15 protein-coding genes are annotated in these 18,959 nt (G+C 71.4%); 4 read left to right on the top strand and 11 right to left on the bottom strand.

Features of this window, described 5'->3' with window-relative positions; all coding sequences use genetic code 11:
• Position 1: 1 nt before the first annotated feature.
• The gene (locus ACIPTO_RS30345; protein ID WP_401197399.1) at positions 2-1,222 is read right to left on the bottom strand and encodes a saccharopine dehydrogenase family protein; all 1,221 of its coding nucleotides are present in this window, start codon (positions 1,220-1,222) and stop codon (positions 2-4) included.
• Between the two features lie 114 nt (positions 1,223-1,336).
• Here ACIPTO_RS30345 and ACIPTO_RS30350 point away from each other — a divergent pair, with 114 nt between their 5' ends.
• On the top strand, positions 1,337-2,044 hold the full coding sequence (locus ACIPTO_RS30350) for a TetR/AcrR family transcriptional regulator (protein WP_366325173.1): 708 nt from the start codon (positions 1,337-1,339) through the stop codon (positions 2,042-2,044).
• A 43-nt stretch (positions 2,045-2,087) separates the two neighbouring features.
• Here the strand turns inward: ACIPTO_RS30350 and ACIPTO_RS30355 are convergent, their stop codons facing one another.
• Entirely contained in the window at positions 2,088-2,987 is a 900-nt protein-coding gene (locus ACIPTO_RS30355; RefSeq protein ID WP_401197445.1) for a LysR family transcriptional regulator ArgP, read from the bottom strand.
• A gap of 69 nt (positions 2,988-3,056) precedes the next feature.
• Between ACIPTO_RS30355 and ACIPTO_RS30360 the strand changes: the two genes are divergently transcribed.
• On the top strand, positions 3,057-3,668 hold the full coding sequence (locus tag ACIPTO_RS30360; RefSeq protein ID WP_401197402.1) for a LysE/ArgO family amino acid transporter: 612 nt from the start codon (positions 3,057-3,059) through the stop codon (positions 3,666-3,668).
• A 79-nt stretch (positions 3,669-3,747) separates the two neighbouring features.
• On the top strand, positions 3,748-5,058 hold the full coding sequence (locus ACIPTO_RS30365; protein ID WP_401197405.1) for an MFS transporter: 1,311 nt from the start codon (positions 3,748-3,750) through the stop codon (positions 5,056-5,058).
• A gap of 30 nt (positions 5,059-5,088) precedes the next feature.
• Here the strand turns inward: ACIPTO_RS30365 and ACIPTO_RS30370 are convergent, their stop codons facing one another.
• From ACIPTO_RS30370 to ACIPTO_RS30385, 4 genes are all read right to left on the bottom strand, one after another.
• A complete protein-coding gene (locus tag ACIPTO_RS30370; protein ID WP_366325179.1) occupies positions 5,089-5,538 on the bottom strand; it encodes a cyclic nucleotide-binding domain-containing protein in 450 nt (149 codons plus the stop codon).
• Between the two features lie 249 nt (positions 5,539-5,787).
• Positions 5,788-5,967: a hypothetical protein gene (locus ACIPTO_RS30375; protein ID WP_366325181.1), complete on the bottom strand. Its 180-nt coding sequence runs from the start codon at positions 5,965-5,967 to the stop codon at positions 5,788-5,790.
• Between the two features lie 28 nt (positions 5,968-5,995).
• Positions 5,996-8,251, bottom strand: a complete 2,256-nt coding sequence (locus tag ACIPTO_RS30380; protein ID WP_366325183.1) for an FUSC family protein — start codon at positions 8,249-8,251, stop codon at positions 5,996-5,998.
• A gap of 47 nt (positions 8,252-8,298) precedes the next feature.
• A complete protein-coding gene (locus ACIPTO_RS30385; protein WP_366325185.1) occupies positions 8,299-9,675 on the bottom strand; it encodes an NAD(P)/FAD-dependent oxidoreductase in 1,377 nt (458 codons plus the stop codon).
• Between the two features lie 249 nt (positions 9,676-9,924).
• Here ACIPTO_RS30385 and ACIPTO_RS30390 point away from each other — a divergent pair, with 249 nt between their 5' ends.
• On the top strand, positions 9,925-10,749 hold the full coding sequence (locus tag ACIPTO_RS30390; protein WP_366325187.1) for a methyltransferase domain-containing protein: 825 nt from the start codon (positions 9,925-9,927) through the stop codon (positions 10,747-10,749).
• A 48-nt stretch (positions 10,750-10,797) separates the two neighbouring features.
• On the opposite strand, the gene ACIPTO_RS30395 is transcribed toward ACIPTO_RS30390, so the two are convergent.
• The 5 genes from ACIPTO_RS30395 to ACIPTO_RS30415 all read right to left on the bottom strand — a co-directional run.
• Positions 10,798-12,705 carry an AMP-dependent synthetase/ligase gene (locus ACIPTO_RS30395; protein ID WP_401197410.1) on the bottom strand — a complete coding sequence of 636 codons (1,908 nt, stop codon included), beginning with the start codon at positions 12,703-12,705 and terminating at the stop codon, positions 10,798-10,800.
• A 279-nt stretch (positions 12,706-12,984) separates the two neighbouring features.
• Positions 12,985-15,198, bottom strand: a complete 2,214-nt coding sequence (glgB, locus tag ACIPTO_RS30400; protein ID WP_401197412.1) for a 1,4-alpha-glucan branching enzyme — start codon at positions 15,196-15,198, stop codon at positions 12,985-12,987.
• Positions 15,199-15,203: 5 nt separating this feature from the next.
• Positions 15,204-16,571, bottom strand: a complete 1,368-nt coding sequence (locus tag ACIPTO_RS30405) for a maltokinase (RefSeq protein WP_401197415.1) — start codon at positions 16,569-16,571, stop codon at positions 15,204-15,206.
• 28 nt (positions 16,572-16,599) lie between these two features.
• A complete protein-coding gene (gene treS / locus ACIPTO_RS30410) occupies positions 16,600-18,318 on the bottom strand; it encodes a maltose alpha-D-glucosyltransferase (protein WP_401197417.1) in 1,719 nt (572 codons plus the stop codon).
• Positions 18,315-18,959, bottom strand: a 645-nt coding sequence (locus ACIPTO_RS30415; RefSeq protein WP_401197420.1) for an alpha-glucosidase C-terminal domain-containing protein, incomplete at its 5' end; no start/stop codon positions are given. The genes treS and ACIPTO_RS30415, both read right to left, overlap by 4 nt.

The raw sequence follows: 18,959 nt of genomic DNA on the forward strand, positions 1-18,959 counted from the left end.
GTCACTGCTCCCGCAGTCCCCACGGCGACCCGTACTCCGTCAGCAGGCCGAGGAACGGCCCGGCCGGAAACGCCTCGGGCCCCAGCACACCCGACCCGCTCCACGCCCCCGTGGCCAGCAGCTCCAGGGCGATCACCGGGTTGATGGCGGTCTGCCAGACCACGGCCTGGGAGCCGTACTCGGCCATCGACCACTGGTTGTCGACCACGTGGTACAGATACACCTCGCGCGGCGCCCCGTCCTTCGTGCCGCGCACCCAGGTGCCCGCGCAGGTCTTGCCGTGCATACGGTCGCCCAGCGTCGCGGGATCGGGCAGACAGGCGGCCACGACATCCCGGGGCGACACGGCGGCCGGGCCGGCGGCACTCGGTACGGTGACCGGTTCGGTGCGGTCGAGTCCCAGCAGGTGAAGGGTCTTCAGGGTCTCGATGAACTCGTTGCCGAGCCCGTACTTGAAGGTGACCCGGCGCGCGTCCACCCAGCGCGGCACGAGCAGCACCTCCTCGTGCTCCACGTTCACGCACTCGACCGGCCCGATGCCCTCGGGGAAGTCGAACACCTCGGGCTCGCTGAACGGTTCGGTGGTGAACCAGCCCCGCCCGGCCTCGTAGACCACCGGAGGGTTCAGGCACTCCTCGATCGTCGTCCAGATGGAGAAGGAGGGCGCGAAGTCGTAGCCGTCGACCGTGAGGTTCGCGCCGTCGCGGATGCCGATCTCCTCGATCTCGTCGAAGAGTTCATCGGCCGCGTACCGCGCGAACACGTCCGACAGCCCCGGCTCCACCCCCATCCCGACGAGCGCCAGGGCACCCGCCTTCTCCCAGTCGGCCGCGTCCTCGAACTGCGCGTCGCCGAGCTTGACCCCGCACTCCTCGTACGGCCGCTCCGGGTGCGGCCGCGACAGCGACATGGCCATGTCCAGATAGTTCGCCCCGGCGGCCCGCGCCGCGTGGAACAGCGGGAGGACGAAACGCGGGTCGGTCGCGTTGAGCAGCACGTCGCACGCGTGCTCCCGCAGCGCCGCCGCGACCGCCTCCTCGTCACCGGCGTCCAGCCGCACCGCACTGAACCGGCCGGCCTCGGCGCCGAGCGCCGCGACGGCGGCCTCCGCGCGGGACAGGTCGTAGTCGGCGACCACCATCGCGTCGAAGAACGGACGCCGGGCCGCGATCCGGGTGACCGCGGTCCCCACCCCACCGGCTCCCACGAGCAGTACACGCATGACAAGAACTCCTTCACTGCCGAGCTGCGAACGTCAGCGGGCCCTGCCGGAGATACAACGCCGGTCGCCCGGATAAGGTCAATGGCGTTGGCATAAGGCGACAGGGAGGCCGCGATGCCGAAACCGGTGGTGTCCGAGGAGAAGCGGCGACGGCGCCGTCCGACCAAGAGCGGCACGGTCCTGTCCGAGCGGCTGATCATCGACACGGCCCTGCGCATGCTGCGCGAACACGGCAGCGCGGGCCTCACCGCCCGCCGGCTGGGCCTGGCCCTGGACGCCGACCCCAGCACCCTCTACCGCTACTTCCGCGGCATGGACGAGCTGACCCTGGCCATCGGCGACGCCCTCGTCGGACAGGCGCTGCGGGGCTGGGAGCCGACGGGGGAGTGGCGCCCCGACCTGCGCGCGATCGGCCTGCGCATCCACGCCGCGTACGTCGCCCACCCCCAGGCCGCCCAGCTCACCGCGAGCCGCGTCACCGGCCGGGCCAACGAACTCGCCGCGGACGAGGCCGTGTTGGACATCCTCCGCACGGCCGGCTTCTCCCTGGCGGACACCGTCCGCATCTACCACGCCTTCATCGACCAGACCCTGGCCTTCGCCGCCCTCGACGCCGCGTCCCTGGCCCTGCCGAGCGCGGCCCTCCACGCCGACGAGTCCATGTGGCGCTCGACCTACGCCCGCCTGCCCCGCACCACCCACCCCCGTATCGCCGAGGCGGCCCCCCTCCTGGCCGCCCGCATGCCCGACAGCGCGTACCCGACGGCCCTGGACATGCTCCTGGACAGCGCGGCGGCCCAACTGAAGCCGGCCGGTGCCTGACGGGACAGCCCGCACCGTCCGACCGTGAGGCGAAAGCGCACCCTCAGCCCCGCAACGCCTCCGCCGCCGCCTCCAGGACCGCCCCCGCCACCGCGGCCAACGCGGGCGAGTCCAGCTTCCACTGCTGCCAGTACAGCGGCACCTCGACCGACCGCGACGGCGCGAAGTCCACCAGCCTCCCGGCACGCACCAGCGGAGCGGCCTGCATCTCGGGCACCATCCCCCACCCCAGCCCCGCGGCCACGGCCTCGACGAACCCCTCCGAGGTGGGCACCAGGTGCCGGACGGAGCCCGCCCCGCCCGGCCCGCGCCCCAGCCGCCGTACGAACGTGTCCTGGAAGTCGTCGAGCCGGTCGAAGGTGATCACCGGCGCCCCGGCCAGCGCGTCCCGCAGCGGGCCGTCGAGATACGTGTCCCTGAACTCCGGGCTGGCGACCGGGAGATACCGCATCCGCCCCAGCGTCCGCACCGAACAGCCGGGAACGGCGTCCGGCGACGAGGTCACCGCAGCCATGACCAGCCCCTCGCGCAACAGCGCGGCCGTGTGGTCCTCGTCCTCCCGGCGGAGCTCGAAGCAGACCCGCAGCTCGCGCGGGACCCGGGTGAGCGCGCCCAGGAACCAGGTCGCGAGGGAGTCCGCGTTCACCGCGATCGACACCCGGGTCGCCTCACCCGCCCCGCTCATCCCCAGCTCGGCGCGCGCGTCCCGCTCCAGCCGGGCCAGCTGACGGGCGAACCGCACGACCACCTCGCCGGACTCGGTCGTCCGCACCGGCTTGGTGCGCAGCAGCAGGACCCGGCCCGTCCGTTGCTCCAGCGCCTTCACCCGCTGGCTGACCGCCGACGGCGTCACATGCAGCGTGGCCGCCGCCGCGTCGAACGTGCCCTCGTCCACCACTGCCAGCAGCGTCCGCACCTGGTCCAGGGGCAGCTCGGAAACCATCACGAGCGCTAATGTTACGTAAGAATCTTTAGCTGTACTCCTGACGCGGGCGTCCTTAGCGTCGAGGGCGTGACCAACGCACTCTCCGCCGCCGCCGCGGGCTTCGGCACCGGCCTCTCGCTCATCGTCGCCATCGGCGCCCAGAACGCCTTCGTCCTGCGCCAGGGCATCCGCCGCGACGCGGTCCTCGCCGTGGTCGGCATCTGCGCCCTGTCCGACGCCCTCCTCATTGCCCTCGGGGTCGGCGGTGTCGGCGCGGTCGTGGTCGCCTGGCCGGGCGCGCTGCGGGCGGTCGGCCTGATCGGCGGCGCCTTCCTGCTCGGCTACGGCGTCCTCGCGGCCCGCCGGGTGTTCCGCCCCTCCGCCCTGCACGCCGAGGGCGACACGACCGGCTCGCGCCGCCGGGCCGTCCTCACCTGCCTGGCGATGACCTGGCTCAACCCGCACGTCTACCTGGACACCGTGTTCCTGCTCGGCTCGATCGCGGCGAGCCGCGGCCCGCTGCGCTGGACCTTCGGACTCGGTGCCGTCTGCGCCAGCGTGGTCTGGTTCACCGCCCTCGGCTTCGGCGCCCGCCTGCTGAGCCGCTTCCTCGCCAGGCCCTCGGCCTGGCGGGTCCTGGACGGCCTGGTCGCCGCGACGATGATCGGGCTGGGCGCGGCGCTCGCCGTCGGTGCGTGAGACGGCGGATTCGGCAGCCACGGCCGGTGCTGCGATAGTGAACCCGGCCGAATAGATGTAGCGAGCAACCAGGAAGCCAGTGGACACCAGCGAGAGCACCGACAGCGGCACGGAACCCGAGTCGGAGAAGGACCGGGAACCCGCGACAGGACCCCGGCGCGGCTGGCGCCGCTGGGCGATGGACACCCGCCCCCTGCAGATCCCCGCCTACCGCCGCCTCTGGTCCTCGACCATCGTCACGGCCGTCGGCAGCCAGCTCACCGCCGTCGCCGTACCCAAGCAGATCTACGACATCACCGGCTCCTCCGCCTGGGTCGGCGCCGCCAGCATGGCGGGCCTGCTCCCGCTCATCGTGTTCGCGCTGTGGGGCGGCGCGATCGCCGACACCATGGACCGCCGCAAGCTCCTGCTGATCACCAACAGCGGGATCGCCGTGACCTCGGTGCTGTTCTGGGTACAGGCCGCCGTCGGCCTCGACTCGGTGGCCGCGCTGATGGTGCTGCTCGCGATGCAGCAGGCGTTCTGGGGCCTCAACGCGCCCGCCCGCAACGCCTCCATCGCCCGCCTGGTCCCGGCCGCGCAACTGGCCGCCGCCAACGCGCTGGGCTCCACCGTGATGCAGACGGGGCAGGTCGTCGGACCGCTCCTCGCGGGCGTCCTCATCCCGGTCATCGGGCTGCCCGAGCTGTACCTCATCGACGCGCTGGCCCTGTGCGTCACCCTCTGGGCGGTCGTGAAACTGCCCTCGCTGCCGCCCCTGGAGTCCGCGACCCCGCGCCGCGCGGGCTGGCGCGAGGTCGCCGCCGGCTTCCGCTACATCTCGCTGCACAAGGTGCTGCTGCTGTCCTTCCTCGCCGACATCATCGCGATGGTCTTCGGCATGCCCCGCGCCCTGTTCCCCCAGCTCGCCGCCCAGACCTACGCGCCCTACGGCGAGGGTCTCGCCCTCGGCATGCTGTTCGCGGCGATCCCCATCGGCGCGGTGGTCGGCGGACTCTTCTCCGGCACCTTCTCGCGGGCCCGCCGGCACGGCTGGATGGTGATCGGCGCGGTCGTCGCCTGGGGCGCGGCCATCACCGGCTTCGGGCTGAGCGGCAACCTGTGGATCGGCGTGGTCTTCCTCGCCGCCGCCGGGGTCGCCGACATGGTCTCCATGGTGTTCCGCGGGGCGATCCTGCTGTCCGCCGCCACCGACGAGATGCGCGGCCGGATGCAGGGCGTCTTCACCGTCGTGGTCGCGGGCGGCCCGCGCCTGGCCGACGTGCTGCACGGCACCGCCGGTTCGGCCTTCGGCGCGCGCACGGCGGTCGCGGGGGGCGGCATCCTGGTGATCGTCATCATGCTGACCCTGGCGGCTGCCGTCCCGGCGCTGCGCCGCTACCGCATCTGAGGCAGACCCGGCGGGGCCGTCGTCACTCGCTCAGACGGGCCGGTGGATCGCGTAGTGCTCCATCAGCTTGCTCCGGGTCATCTGGAGCCGGTGCGCGAGGATCTCGGCGACGATCCGCACCAGGGAGAGTCCGAGCAGCGGGTCCTCCACGCACACGGCGAGGACCGCCGATGCGTCGAACTCGTAGGCCCGCACGGCGCTGAACGCCTCCGCGCCGAAGTCCCATGCGTACGGCGGGAACAGCCACGACCAGCCGAGCAGGTCGCCCGCGCCGAGCGTGGCCACGGTGACCCGCTGCTGCGGGGTGACCTGCTGGTCGAGCGAGACGGCACCGGAGCGCACGACCCAGAACCGGTCGGCCGTGCCGCCCGCCTCGAAGATCCTGGAGTCCTCGGCGAACGACACCTCCTGCGCGAGCTCCATCAGCCGCTCGCGCTGGGCCTGGGGCAGGGCGGTCAGCAGTTTTATCGCTTTGGTCATGGCACAGGGCTCCTCGCCGGCAGCGGATCCGGAATTCTCCCTACGCCCATTTCAGCCTCTGCCGACGTCCCGGGCACCTCGGGGGACGGAAACGGGCATGAAAAAGCCCTGGCTGGACGGGGGAGACCAGCCAGGGCCGTAAGCGGTGGCGGCGGAGGACGGTACGGTCGACTCCGTGACCACGTATGAATGAACCGTAAACCATCAACGCGTCATCTGTACCCGGGTCAACCGGTCGCGTGACCGGTTTCACTTCGCGGCGGCCCGGCCGGGGTCCACGATCTCGTCCAGCACCCGCAGGACGGCCTCGTAGGCCACCTCCCGCACGGCATCGCCCTGGTGCGACCACCTTTGCGCCTCCTGGGCGGCGAAGGCCCTGGCCCGCCGGATACGGCGCAGCAGTTCGTCCGAGTCCACGACATCGCTCATGCGCGTCCCCTACCCAGGCGCGCGCGGTTCACTTCGCCGGGGCGGCGACCGGTACGTCGAGCGGGCGGGCCAGGCCGACCACGGCCTCGTCCAGCCGCTGCAGATGCCGCAGCACGCGGTCGGTGACCCGGCCGTAGCGCGGGGTCCCCGGCGTCCCGGGCCGCAGCAGGGACGCGATGCTCGGCCCGGTCTCGATCTCGCCCACGCCGGTGTCGTCCCCGTCGGAGACATGCGCGCCGATCACCCCGATGTTGTGCGCGATCCGCCGGCCCGCCTCCCGCAGCCGCGGATCCGCCGCTATCGACGGATGCGTGGGCAGCAGCTCGGCCGTCGCCGCCAGGTACCGCGCGTGATAGGCGCACGTCTCCAGCAGCGCGACGACGTACCGCGCCGTGTCCCGCCGCGCCCGCAACGGCGTGATCGGATGCGTCAACGGCTGCGTGGACGCGCTCAGATCGGCCAGCGCCTGGTCCAGATCCCGCGCCTTGTCGAGCAGTTCGGCCGCGGCCCCGCCGCTGAGCTGGTCGACGGCGGCCTCGGTGACCTCCGTCAGCCGCTCCAGCACGGTGCCGAGGAGTTCGTTCGTACGGCGGTCCGTGTGCACCGGCAGCACCAGCGCCGCCGCGACCACCCCGCAGGCCGCGCCGAGCGCCGTCTCCTCCACCCGCAGCACCAGCACCGACGCGCTGTAGGTGTGCAGCAGCGTGTAGAGCAGGCCCAGCATCGCGGTCACGAAGAACGACATCAGGGTGTACGACAGCGGTGCCGTGTAGAACATCGCGAAGATGAACAGCAGCACCAGCGCGAACGCCGTCCACGTGTGGTGCCCGACCAGCCCGGCCAGGCCGATCCCGGCGACGACCCCCAGGACCGTGCCCAGCAGCCGCCGGTAGCCCTTGACCAGGATCTCGCCCGTGGACGAGGTGTTGAGGAAGACGATCCAGCAGGTCAGCACCGCCCAGTACCAGCGCTGGCTGGACAGGAACTCGCCGCCGACGATGGCCAGCGACGACCCCACCGCGACCTGCACCGCCGCCCGCGTCGTCGGCCGCCGCAGGCCGGTGCGGTCCGCGTCCTCGGCATCGCTCTCCTCGCTGCCAGCGATGGCGATGTCCTCCGCGTCCAGCTCCTCGCGCGAGCGGGTCGTCGCGGGCGTGTCCTCCGACTCGTCCTGCGGCCCGTCCACCGCGATCCGCAGCCCCAGCACCGCCCGCGCGGCCTCACCGATGCCCCGGTACACGTCCTGCACGGCGTCGGGAGCGGGCGGCAGGTTCTCCTCCTCGCGGTACCCGAGCAGCCGGTTGCGCACATGGGACAGCGCCGTGCCCGAGGCCATGCCCGGGGGACGCAGCACCAGCAGCCGCAGCGCCTCCAGATCGCGGCGCAGCGGGTCCGTCGCCTCGTCCCGCACCGGCAGCCGGTCGGCCAGCGGGACCGGCGCCCCCGGCAGATGCAGGGTCAGGGTGTGCCCCCGCTCGGCGCTGCGTGCGGTCAGCAGGAGCAGGCCGAGACGCTCGGCGGCGACCTCGGCGTCGGCGATGCGCCGCTGCACGAGCCGCGCCACCGTCTCGTCGGAGGTCCCGTCCTCCAGCCGGCCCTGGATCAGCAGCGCCGTCTCGTGCAGCCGCGCGGTGCCCTCGCGCACGTCGGCGAGGGCCTTCTCCATGTCGTCGCGGCCGGCGTCGAGCAACGCGAGCTGCGCGGTGACCAGCTGCGCGAACCGTGCCCGGAACGCCCGCCGCAGCCGGTCCAGCGTCCCCGTCGGCGTCTCCGGCACCAGCGCGAACCGCACCAGCGCGCTGCACACGAAGGCCACGCCGATCACGCCGTACAGCCGTGGCAGCGTGGAGACGGTGGCGCCGACGAACAGGGACAGGAAGTAGATCTGGAAGCCGATCAGACCGAGCGCCGTGCCGCGGTCGCCGAAGCGGCGGCTGTAGACCGCGCCGAAGATCAGCAGGACGAAGAAGACGTCACCGGCGACCACCCGCGAGTTCAGGAGCGCGCTCAGTGACACCGAGGCCAGCGCCACCGGCAGTCCCAGGGCCAGCGTCACCGCCTGCTGCCCGCGCTGCTTCTCGCGGATCGCGAACGTCGACACCATCGCGGACATCGCCCCGGCCACCAGATGCGGCACCGCGGCCCCCGCGAGGGAGAGCACGGCGAGGGTGAGGGCGATCGAGCAGACCGTCCGCAGCCCCGCCGCCAGTCGCAGCAGTCCGGGATCGGACGCCGAGACGCGATCCCACACCCGTGCCCACGCCGCCCGTCCCGCTGCCCTCACGCCGCCGTACTCTCCCCAGGTTCACGCCAAGATCCGTAACGCCGATGCTACGGCTCCTGGGTCCCGGACCCTTCGACGCGGTCCCGTACCTGCTCCGGGGAGAGGTACGAGTCGGTGTACTCGAAGTCCTTCAGCGTGGCCGGTTTGCGCGCCTGGAAGCCGGTGCGCACGAAGTCGTCGCCCGCCAGCGCGTTCAGCGTCCAGTTCGTCGCGACCCGGACCTTGGCGACGTTCGTCCGCAGCGCCGACCAGTGGTAGCCGCGGGCCACGACCTGGGCGGGGAAGCCGCGCAGTTCGATGCCGAGCGGCTTGGACACCGCGTCCTTGCCGCCGAGGTCCACGACCAGTCCGAGGTCCTTGTGGACGTACGGCTTCAGCGGCTGGTTGCGCAGGGTCGCGATCACGTTGTCCGCCACGACCCTGCCCTGCCGCATGGCGTGCTGCGCGGTCGGCGGGCAGATCGCGCCGTCCCCGCCCTTGGCCTCGTCGGGCACCGCGCCGGCGTCGCCGAGCGCGAACACCCCGTCCTGGCCGGGCAGGTTCATGTCGGCGGTGACCGCGAGCCGCCCGCGCACCGTCTCCGCGCCGAGCGTCGCGATCAGCGGGCTGGCGACCACGCCGGCCGTCCAGATCAGCGTGCGGGTCGGCACCACCCGGCCGTCGGTGAAGGTGACCTCCTCCGGGCCCGCCTTCGCGATGGAGACACCCAGGGAGATGTCGATCCCGCGCCGGGTCAGGACCTCCTGCGCACTCCTGCCGAGCTTGTCGCCCAGCTCGGGCATCAGCTTCGGCGCGATGTCGATGAGGTGCCACTTGATCAGGCCCGGGTCCAGCCGCGGATAGCGCTTGACGGCGGCGTGCGTCAGCTTCTGCAGACAAGCCGCCGTCTCTGTACCGGCGTACCCGCCGCCCACCACCACGAACTGCAGCCGCGACGCCTTCTCCGCCGGGTCGTCGCTCGCGTCCGCGAGGTCCAGCTGCGTGATGACGTGGTCGCGGATGTACGCGGCCTCCGCGAGGGTCTTCATCCCGAAGGCGTGGTCCGTCAGCCCGGGGATGTCGAAGGTGCGGGTGATGCTGCCGGGGGACAGCACGATGTAGTCGTAGGGCTCGTTCACGATCTCGTCGTTGATCGTGCGGATCACACAGACCTTGGCCTTGATGTCCACACCGATCGCGCCGCCCGGGATGATCCGCGTGCGGTACCTGCTGCTGCGGCGCAGCGAGACGGCGATCGACTGCGGGGTCAGGACGCCGGAGGCGACCTGGGGCAGCAGGGGCAGATAGAGCTGGTAGGAGAACGGCGTCACCAGCGTGACGTCGGCCTCCTCCGGGGTCAGTTTCCTCTCCAGGCGGCGAACGCACTCCACTCCTGCGAAGCCTGCGCCAACCACCAGGATCCTCGGTCGTGTCACGGTGTTCATCCCTTCTGCGGCTCCAGGCGGTCTGCCTCGACGCCGTACGCCTGCCCCTGGATCGCTGCTTCGCACCACAGTCGATCCCACCGTGCCGGGAGCCGTTCCGCCAGCTGAGCGCGGCAGGCAGACGAACGCGTGGGCACCAGCATGCCCCGCCGGGGCCGTCCGTACGCCGTGCGTGTGTGAACAAATGGCGTACCCGAATGACCTTCGACCCGGCTCTCGGCGATCGTTCCTGACCGTAGAGTGCACGCCATGTCGCACACTCAGCCCGAGCAGGGGTCAGGCTTCCGCACCCAGAACATCGACGCCGGAAACGTGACGCGGCTGGTGGCCGCGCTCGACATCCAGGAAGCCAATCCAGGCGTACGACGACTGCGCGCATGGGCGCACGAGGCACTCGCCGCGGGCGGCGGCGAACACGCCCTCGACGTCGGGGCCGGCACCGGCTCGACCACCCGCGAACTGGCCGCCGCCGTCGGCCCGAACGGGTCGGCGCTCGGCGTCGAACCCAACCCGGGGCTGCGCGCGGTCGCCGAGGAACGCGCCGCGTCGGCCGGGAACCCCGCCCGCTTCACCGACGGCGACGCGCTGTCCCTGCCGGTGCCGGACGCCTCCGTCGACGTCGTCTGGTGCGAACGGGTGCTCCAGCACCTCACGGAACCCGACAAGGCCGTCTCCGAGATCGCCCGCGTACTGCGCCCCGGCGGACGCGTGGCCCTCCTCGACACCGACTGGGCGACGACGATCCTGCACCCGGGCGACCCCGAGATCACGGCCGCGTTCACCTCCGGCGCCCTCACCGGCGCGGTCAACCCCTACTCGGGACGCCGGCTCGTGGGCCAGCTCAGTGCCGCCGGACTCGTCGTCGACGACCGCGGCTCGCAGGCGCTGCTCCAGGACCACCGGTCGGTGGCCTGGCCCCTGATCCGCATGCTCGGCGAGTCCGCGGTGCGCCGCGGCGCGCTCACCGAGGCCCAGCGCGACCGCGCCTACGTCGACCTCACCGAGGCCGCCGAGCACGGCGCGCTGCACATGTCCGTCACGATGTTCGCGGTCGTCGCCCACCGCCCGGAGTGACACCCGGCCGCACGGACCACCGCCCGAAGTGATCCCGGGCCGGCGAGGTCACCGGAACACGTTGTCCGCGTCGTCCCAGCCCGACACCTGCTCGTCGGCCGTCGGCGGCTGCGGGGTACGCGCGCGTGCCTGGTACATCGCGTCGATCTCGAACGCGTAGTGCCGCACGATCGCGTCCCTGCGCAGCTTCATCGACGGCGTCAGCAGCCCGCCCGCGACGTCGAACGGCTGCGGCAGCACCCGGAACACCCGGATCGACTCGGCGCGCCCCACAGGGCTGTTGGCGGCCGCGACGGCCCGGGTGATCTCCTCCCGCAGCGCGTTCTCCTCGCGCGCCTCCCGGCCCCGCGCGTCGCTCTGCAGCGCGAGACCGGCCCGCCAGTGCGCGACGAACTCCGGGTCCAGGGTGAGCAGCGCCCCCACACAGGGGCGGTCGTCGCCGACGACCACCGCCTGATGGATCAGCGGATGCATCCGCAGCCGGTTCTCCAGCGCGGCCGGCGCGACGCTCTTGCCGCTGCTGGTGATGATGATGTCCTTCTTGCGGCCGGTGATCGTCAGATAGCCCTCGGTGTCCAGCCGTCCGATGTCCCCGGTGGCCAGCCAGCCCGCGTGCAGGACGGCCCGCGTCGCCCGCTCGTCGTTGATGTAGCCCTGGAACACCGACGGCCCGTTCACCATGATCTCGCCGTCCTCGGCGACCCGGATCTCCGTGCCCGGCAGCGCCTGCCCGACCGTGCCGATCTTCTCCCGGCCCAGCGGCTGCATCGTGACCCCGCCCGCGGTCTCCGTGAGGCCGTAGCCGTCGTGCACGGGGATGCCGATCCCCGAGTAGAACAGGGACAGTTCCCGGTTCAGCGGGGAGCCGCCCGACGTGGCGCCCACCACCCGGCCGCCCAGTCCCGAGCGCAGTTTGCGGTACACCGTCCGCTCGAACACGGCGTGCTGGAGCCGCAGATCGAAGGCGGGGCCCGAGCCCCGGCCCAGTCTCTGTCTCTCCTCGGCCGCGGCGAACTCCCGCGCGGTCGCCGCCGCCCGGTCGAACAGGGCGCCTCGGCCGCCCTGTTGGGCCGTACGGAGAAAGTTCTTGTAGATCTTCTCGAAGATCGACGGCACCGCGTACAGATAGGTCGGCCGGAACGAGCGCAGGCCCGACACCAGCGCTTCCTCCGTCATCTCCGGCTCATGGGCCATCACCCAGCCGCCGCGCATGCACATGGCCTGGATCATCAGCCCGTACACGTGCGAGAACGGCAGGAAGGCCAGCACGGACGGCTGTTCACCCGGGGCCGCCGCCGTCTGCGACCAGCCCGCGAGCAGGGTGTCGACGGGGCTGGCCAGGCTGCGGTGGCTCAGGGCGCAGCCCATGGGGCGGCCCGAGGTGCCCGAGGTGTAGGCGATGACCGCGGTCGAGTCCGGCATCACGATCCGGCGCAGCGAGTCCACCGTGGTCTGCGGTATGTACGTGCCCCGCTCCGCGATCTGGGCCAGCGCCCCGGAGTCCAGCTGCCAGACGTGCCGCAGCAGCGGCAGCGCGGCGCACACCGTGCCGACCGTCATGATGCCCTGCTCGTCCTCCACCACCACGGCCACGCAGTGGGCGTCCCGCAGGATCCACTCGACCTGCTCCCGCGAGGACGTCGGATGCACCGGCACGACCTCGGCGCCCACCGCCCACAGGGCGTGGCTGAGCACCGTCCACTCGTACCGCGTGCGGGCCATGATCGCGACCCGGCTGCCCGGCGAGATCCCGGACGCGATCAACCCCTTGGCCAGGTCGACGACTTCGTCCCGCAGCTCTACGGCGGTCACCTCCTCCCACACCGTGGAGGAGGAGTCCGCCCGCCGTGCGACCAGCGGACGGGTCGGATCGAGGACGGCGGTCTCGAAGACGCTGTCGGCGAGGCCGCCGGTCAGGGTGGAGGTGGGGGGTGGAGCGACGGCGAAGTCGCGCATGCGCTGCTCCTGGGTTGTACGGGGCGTGACGCGGCCGATCATTACTGTTATCGACGGTGCTCGAATGTAGCCCAGGTGTGAGCGATTGGTGAGGGGAACAGGGAAGTGCTCTCGCGGAGTTTGGCGGTCGGCCGGAAATGACTCGACGGCACGGGGGCGCGAGGGCATGGAGGCGGCGGATCTCGGCGAGGTGCGGGCACCCGGCTTCGGCTGTCAGGACACCGACGAGACCGCCCGCACACCGCCCTCATGGCACAGCAGCACCGTCCTGCCCGCAGGTCACCCCGGTGTCAGCCACACCGTCGCCAACGGCGGCAGCGTCAGCCGGACATGGCCGTCCTCCGGCTTGACCGGATCACGGTTGATCACGTCGCTTCCGCCGTAGAGCGCGGAGTCGGTGTTGAGGATCTCCCGCCAGGCGGGGACGTCGTCCGGGACGCCGAGGCGGTAGTCCTCGCGGACCACGGGGGAGAAGTTGCTGACGGCGAGGAGCGGCGAGCCCTCCGCGTCGAATCTCAGGAACGCGAAGACGTTGTCCTCGGCCGCGTCCCCCGTCACCCAGCGGAAGCCGCCGGGATCGGTGTCGCGCTGCCAGAGTGCGGGGGTCGCGCGATAGGCCGCGTTGAGGTCCCGGACGAGATCCTGGACGCCCCGGTGGTCGGGTGCGGCGTCGTAGCCGGGGTCCAGCAGCCACCAGTCGGGGCCGTGGGGCTCCGACCACTCGGCGCCCTGGGCGAACTCCTGTCCCATGAAGAGGAGTTGCTTGCCGGGGTGGGCCCACATGAACCCCAGGTACGCGCGGTGGTCGGCGCGCTGCTGCCACCAGTCGCCCGGCATCTTCGACACCAGCGCCCGCTTGCCGTGCACCACTTCGTCGTGCGAGATCGGCAGGACGTAGTTCTCGCTGTACGCGTACACCATGGAGAACGTCATCTCGTGGTGGTGGAACTTGCGGTGCACGGGCTCGTGCGCCATGTAGCCGAGCGAGTCGTGCATCCAGCCCATGTTCCACTTGAACCCGAAGCCGAGACCGCCGGTGTCGGTCGGCCGGGTCACCCCGTCCCAAGCGGTCGACTCCTCGGCGATCGTCACCACACCGGGCACCCTGCGGTACACGGTCGCGTTCATCTCCTGGAGGAAGGCCACCGCGTCCAGGTCCTCGCGCCCGCCATGGACGTTGGGGGTCCACTGCCCCGAGTCGCGCGAGTAGTCGAGGTAGAGCATCGAGGCGACCGCGTCCACGCGCAGGCCGTCGATGTGGAACTCCTCGCACCAGTAGACGGCGTTCGCCACGAGGAAGTTGCGCACCTCGGTCCGCCCGAGGTCGAACTCGTACGTCCCCCAGTCCGGATGCTCGGCCCGCCGCGCGTCCCCGGGCTCGTACAGCGGCTCCCCGTCGAACCGGGCCAACGCCCAGTCGTCCTTGGGGAAATGCGCCGGAACCCAGTCCATGATCACGCCGATGCCGGCCTGGTGCAGCGCGTCGACGAGAAACCTGAAGTCGTCGGGGGTGCCGAGGCGGGCGGTCGGGGCGTAGAAACCGGTGACCTGGTAGCCCCAGGAACCGCCGAAGGGGTGCTCGGTGACCGGCATGAACTCGACGTGGGTGAAGCCGAGTTCGTTGACGTAGGCGGGCAGCTCCACGGCGAGCTGACGGTACGTCAAGCCAGGTCGCCAGGAGGCGATATGGACCTCGTAGACCGAGAAGGGCGCCTCGTGGACCGGGATCTGTGCCCGCCGGGCGAGCCAGGCCTGGTCCTGCCACTCGTAGTGCGAGGCCGTCACGATGGACGCGGTGGCGGGCGGTACCTCCGTGCGGCGGGCCATCGGATCGGCCTTCAGGAGGCGCTCGCCGTGCCGGGAGGTGATCTCGAACTTGTACCGCGCGCCCTCGCCGACGCCCGGCAGGAACAGCTCCCACACACCCGACGAGCCGAGCGACCGCATCGGGAACGCCGTACCGTCCCAGGAGCTGAACTCCCCGCAGACGCGCACCCCTTGGGCGTTCGGCGCCCACACCGTGAACCGGGTGCCGGCCACCCCGCCGTGCGTCATCGGCTCCGCGCCGAGCGCCTTCCACAACTCCTCGTGCCGCCCCTCACGGATGAGATGCAGATCGAGGTCGCCGAGGGCGGGCAGGAAACGGTACGGGTCGTGGACCTCCTGCTCGTCCCCCTCCGTGTACGACACCAGCAGCGTGTACTCCGGGAGCGCGGCGAGCGGCAGCACGCCCGAGAAGAGACCGCCCCCGTCGGAGGCGAGCGGAGTGCGCGTCCCCTCGACCACGACGCTCACGGCCCGCGCGTACGGCCGCAGCACGCGGAAGGCGAACCCGCCGGGCACCGCGTGCGCGCCGAGCAGCGCGTGCGGGTCGTGGTGAGCGCCGGAGAGGAGGCGGTCGCGGTCGACGGGGTCCAGGGGAGCGGAGGCACCCGCGGGAGCGGGTGCGGGCGGGCCGCCCGCCTCCTGAGGTGACGTGTCGCGCAGGGCCACGGAGTTCAGCCTCCTCGGACGGCGAGACGCTCGATCGCCGCCATGGGTACGGGAAGCCAGTCCGGACGGTGTCTGGCCTCGTACAGCACTTCATACACGGCGCGGTCCGTCTCGTACGCGCGCAGCAGGGCGTGCTTGGTCCGCGGGTCCCAGCCGGCCCGGGCCGCGTAGCCTGCGCAGAAGGCCTCCCGGCAGCGGAGCGCCCACTGCGGGCGCCAGGGCCGGCGCTGCCGGGCCGCGTAGTCGAAGGACCGCAGCATCCCGGCGATGTCCCGCACCGGGGACTGCGCGCTGCGCCGCTCGGCCAGCGGCTTGGACGGCTCGCCCTCGAAGTCGATGACGAACCAGTCGCGGCCGGCCCGCAGCACCTGGCCGAGATGCAGATCGCCGTGGATGCGCTGGGCGGCCGGCCCGGCATCGCGGCCGACGAGCGCCCCGAACGCGGTCCGCAGCCCCGGCACGAACGGCCGCAACGCGGGCACGGAGTGCGCGGCGGCCTCCAGGCGTTCGGTCATCGCCGCCGCCGTACGGTCGTTCTCGGCGAGGGTCCGGTCGTCGGACGGGAAGGCCGCGGCCAGCGCGAGATGGACATCGGCGGTCGCCTGCCCCAACTCGTAGGCCTCGGTGGTGAATTCGTCCCCGTCGGCGAGGGCGCGCAGCGCGAGCGCCCAGCCGTCGGAGGCGTCCGGGAGGAACGGCTGGAGCACCCCGAGCGTCGCGGCCCGCGGCTCCGCCGTCCGGAACCACGCCACCGGCGCCGGGACCCGCTCGCAGCCCCGCGCCGCCAGCGCGCCCGGCAGTTCCAGGTCCGGGTTGACCCCGGGCTGGATGCGGCGGAACACCTTCAGGATGAACCGGTCGCCGTACACCAGGGAGGAGTTGGACTGCTCCGCGCCCAGCAGCCGGGGCGTGAGCCCGGCGGGCAGGGAGACCGACGGGTCCGCCTCGAAGTGCAGGGGACCCGTCGTACCGGGGTGCCGCAGCCGCTCCAGCAGCAGTTCCGCCGACCGCGGGTCCTGGAGGGCGTCGTAGAGCACGAGACCGGCCAACTGCCCCTCCCGCACCCGGCCGATGAAGGCCCGGGCCAGTCGCGGCGAGACGTGTTCCCTTACGCCGAGCAGGAGTTGGTAGCAGTCGCCGGGCGGGGGAGTGCCGCCCGGCGAGGGAACCGGCGTGTGGGAGGCGTGGACCAGCACATGCAGGCAGCCGGGGAAGAGTTCCGTCGTGCTGAGCACGTCGAGGTCGGCCACCGGCCGGTCTTTGCCGGCGAACCAGCGCTGCCTGGGCAGCCATTCACGCAGCAGCCCGGCGAGCGTGGCCGGAGGCCGGTCGACGCCGGGGCTGCTCAGTCGGAGGGGGGCGGTCTTCGGCATGGTGACGCGTCCTTTCGCGGGCCCATCCTCAAAGTCGTCGGCCGGTGCGGGGAGCGGCTCGCGGGAGCCGGAACCAGTAGAAGCCGTGCCCCGCGAGCGTCAGCAGGTAGGGCAGTTCACCGATCGCCGGGAACCGCACCCCGCCGATCAGCTCCACGGGATGCCGGCCCGCGAACTCCCGCAGATCGAGCATGGTGGGCTGCGCGAACCGGGAGAAGTTGTGCACGCACAGCACGAGGTCGTCCTCGTACTCGCGCAGGAACGCGATCACCGCCGCGTTCGTCGACTGGAGTTCGGTGTACGAGCCGAGTCCGAAGGCCGGGTTCTGCTTGCGGATCTCGATCATGCGGCGGGTCCAGTGCAGCAGCGAGGAGGGCGACGACATGGACGCCTCGACGTTGGTGACCTGGTAGCCGTAGACGGGGTCCATGATGGCCGGCAGGAAGAGCCGTCCCGGGTCGCACGTGGAGAAGCCCGCGTTCCGGTCGGGTGTCCACTGCATGGGGGTGCGGACGGCGTCGCGGTCGCCGAGCCAGATGTTGTCGCCCATGCCGATCTCGTCGCCGTAGTAGAGGATCGGCGAGCCGGGGAGCGAGAGCAGCAGGGCCGTGAACAGCTCGATCTGGTTGCGGTCGTTGTCCAGCAGGGTCGCGAGGCGCCTGCGGATGCCGATGTTGGCGCGCATACGCGGGTCCTTCGCGTACTCGGCCCACATGTAGTCGCGTTCCTCGTCGGTGACCATTTCGAGGGTCAGCTCGTCGTGGTTGCGCAGGAAGATGCCCCACTGGCAGTTCGAGGGAATCGCGGGGGTCTTCGCGAGGATCTCCGACACCGGGTAGCGGGACTCGCGGCGGACGGCCATGAAGATGCGGGGCATGACCGGGAAGTGGAATGCCATGTGGCATTCGTCGCCGCCGCTCTGGAAGTCGCCGAAGTAGTCGACGACGTCCTCGGGCCACTGGTTCGCCTCGGCCAGCAGCACGGTGTCCGGATACATCGCGTCGATCTCGCGGCGGACGCGCTTCAGGAACTCGTGACTCGCGGGCAGGTTCTCGCAGTTGGTGCCCTCGGCCGCGTAGAGATAGGGGACGGCGTCGAGGCGGAAGCCGTCGATGCCCAGGTCCAGCCAGAACTTCAGCGCCGAGATGATCTCCTCCTGGACGGCCGGGTTCTCGTAGTTGAGGTCCGGCTGGTGGGAGAAGAAGCGGTGCCAGAAGTACTGCTTGCGGACGGGGTCGAAGGTCCAGTTGGAGGCTTCGGTGTCGACGAAGATGATGCGGGCGTCGGGGTACTGCTTGTCGTCGTCGGCCCACATGTAGTAGTCGCCGTAGGGGCCGTCGGGGTCGCGGCGGGATTCCTGGAACCACGGGTGCTGGTCGCTGGTGTGGTTCATGACGAAGTCGATGATGACGCGCATGCCGCGTTGGTGGGCGGAGTCGACGAACTCGACGAAGTCGGCGAGGTCGCCGAACTCGGGGAGGACGGCGGTGTAGTCGGAGACGTCGTAGCCGCCGTCGCGGAGGGGGGACTTGAAGAAGGGGGGCAGCCAGAGGCAGTCGACGCCGAGCCACTGGAGGTAGTCGAGTTTGGCGGTGATGCCCTTGAGGTCACCGACGCCGTCGCCGTTGCTGTCCTGGAAGGAGCGGACCAGGACCTCGTAGAAGACGGCGCGTTTGAACCAGTCGGGGTCCCGGTCCTTGGCGGGAGTGTCCTCGAAGGTGTCGTGGACCGGTTCGTTGACAGTCATGAAGCTCTTGACCCTCCGCTCTGTGTGGACCGCCGGACGTGGAGCACGTGCGCGGGTGCCCTGCCGGGTTCCAGACGCACATAGTTGGTCCTGCCCCACTGATAGGACTCGCCCGTCAGTTCGTCGTACACCGACGTGGATTCGTCTGTTTCCAGGCCGAGTTGCGGCATGTCCAACGAGACCGTGGCCTCCTGGGTGTGGTGCGGGTCGAGGTTGACCACGACCAGGACCGTGTCCTCACCCGTGGTCTTGCTGTACGCGATCACCGCGTCGTTGTCCGTCTCGTGAAAGCGGAGATTCCTGAGCCGGTGCAGCGCCGGGTGGCGGCGCCTGATGTCGTTGAGCCTGCCCAGCAGTGGCGCGATGCTCCGTCCTTCCCGCTCCGCGGACTCCCAGTCGCGGGGCCGGAGTTGGTACTTCTCCGAGTCGAGGTACTCCTCGCTGCCCGGCCGGAGAGGAGTGTTCTCGCAGAGTTCGTAGCCGCTGTAGACACCCCAGGTCGGGGAGAGGGTGGCGGCGAGTACCGCCCGTAGTTCGAAGGCGGGCCGGCCGCCGTGCTGGAGGAACTCGTGGAGGATGTCGGGGGTGTTCACGAAGAGGTTGGGCCGCATGTAGGCGGCGGCCTCGCCCGACAGTTCGCT

Source organism: Streptomyces sp. NPDC090083 (assembly GCF_044747445.1).
GTDB lineage: Bacteria > Actinomycetota > Actinomycetes > Streptomycetales > Streptomycetaceae > Streptomyces.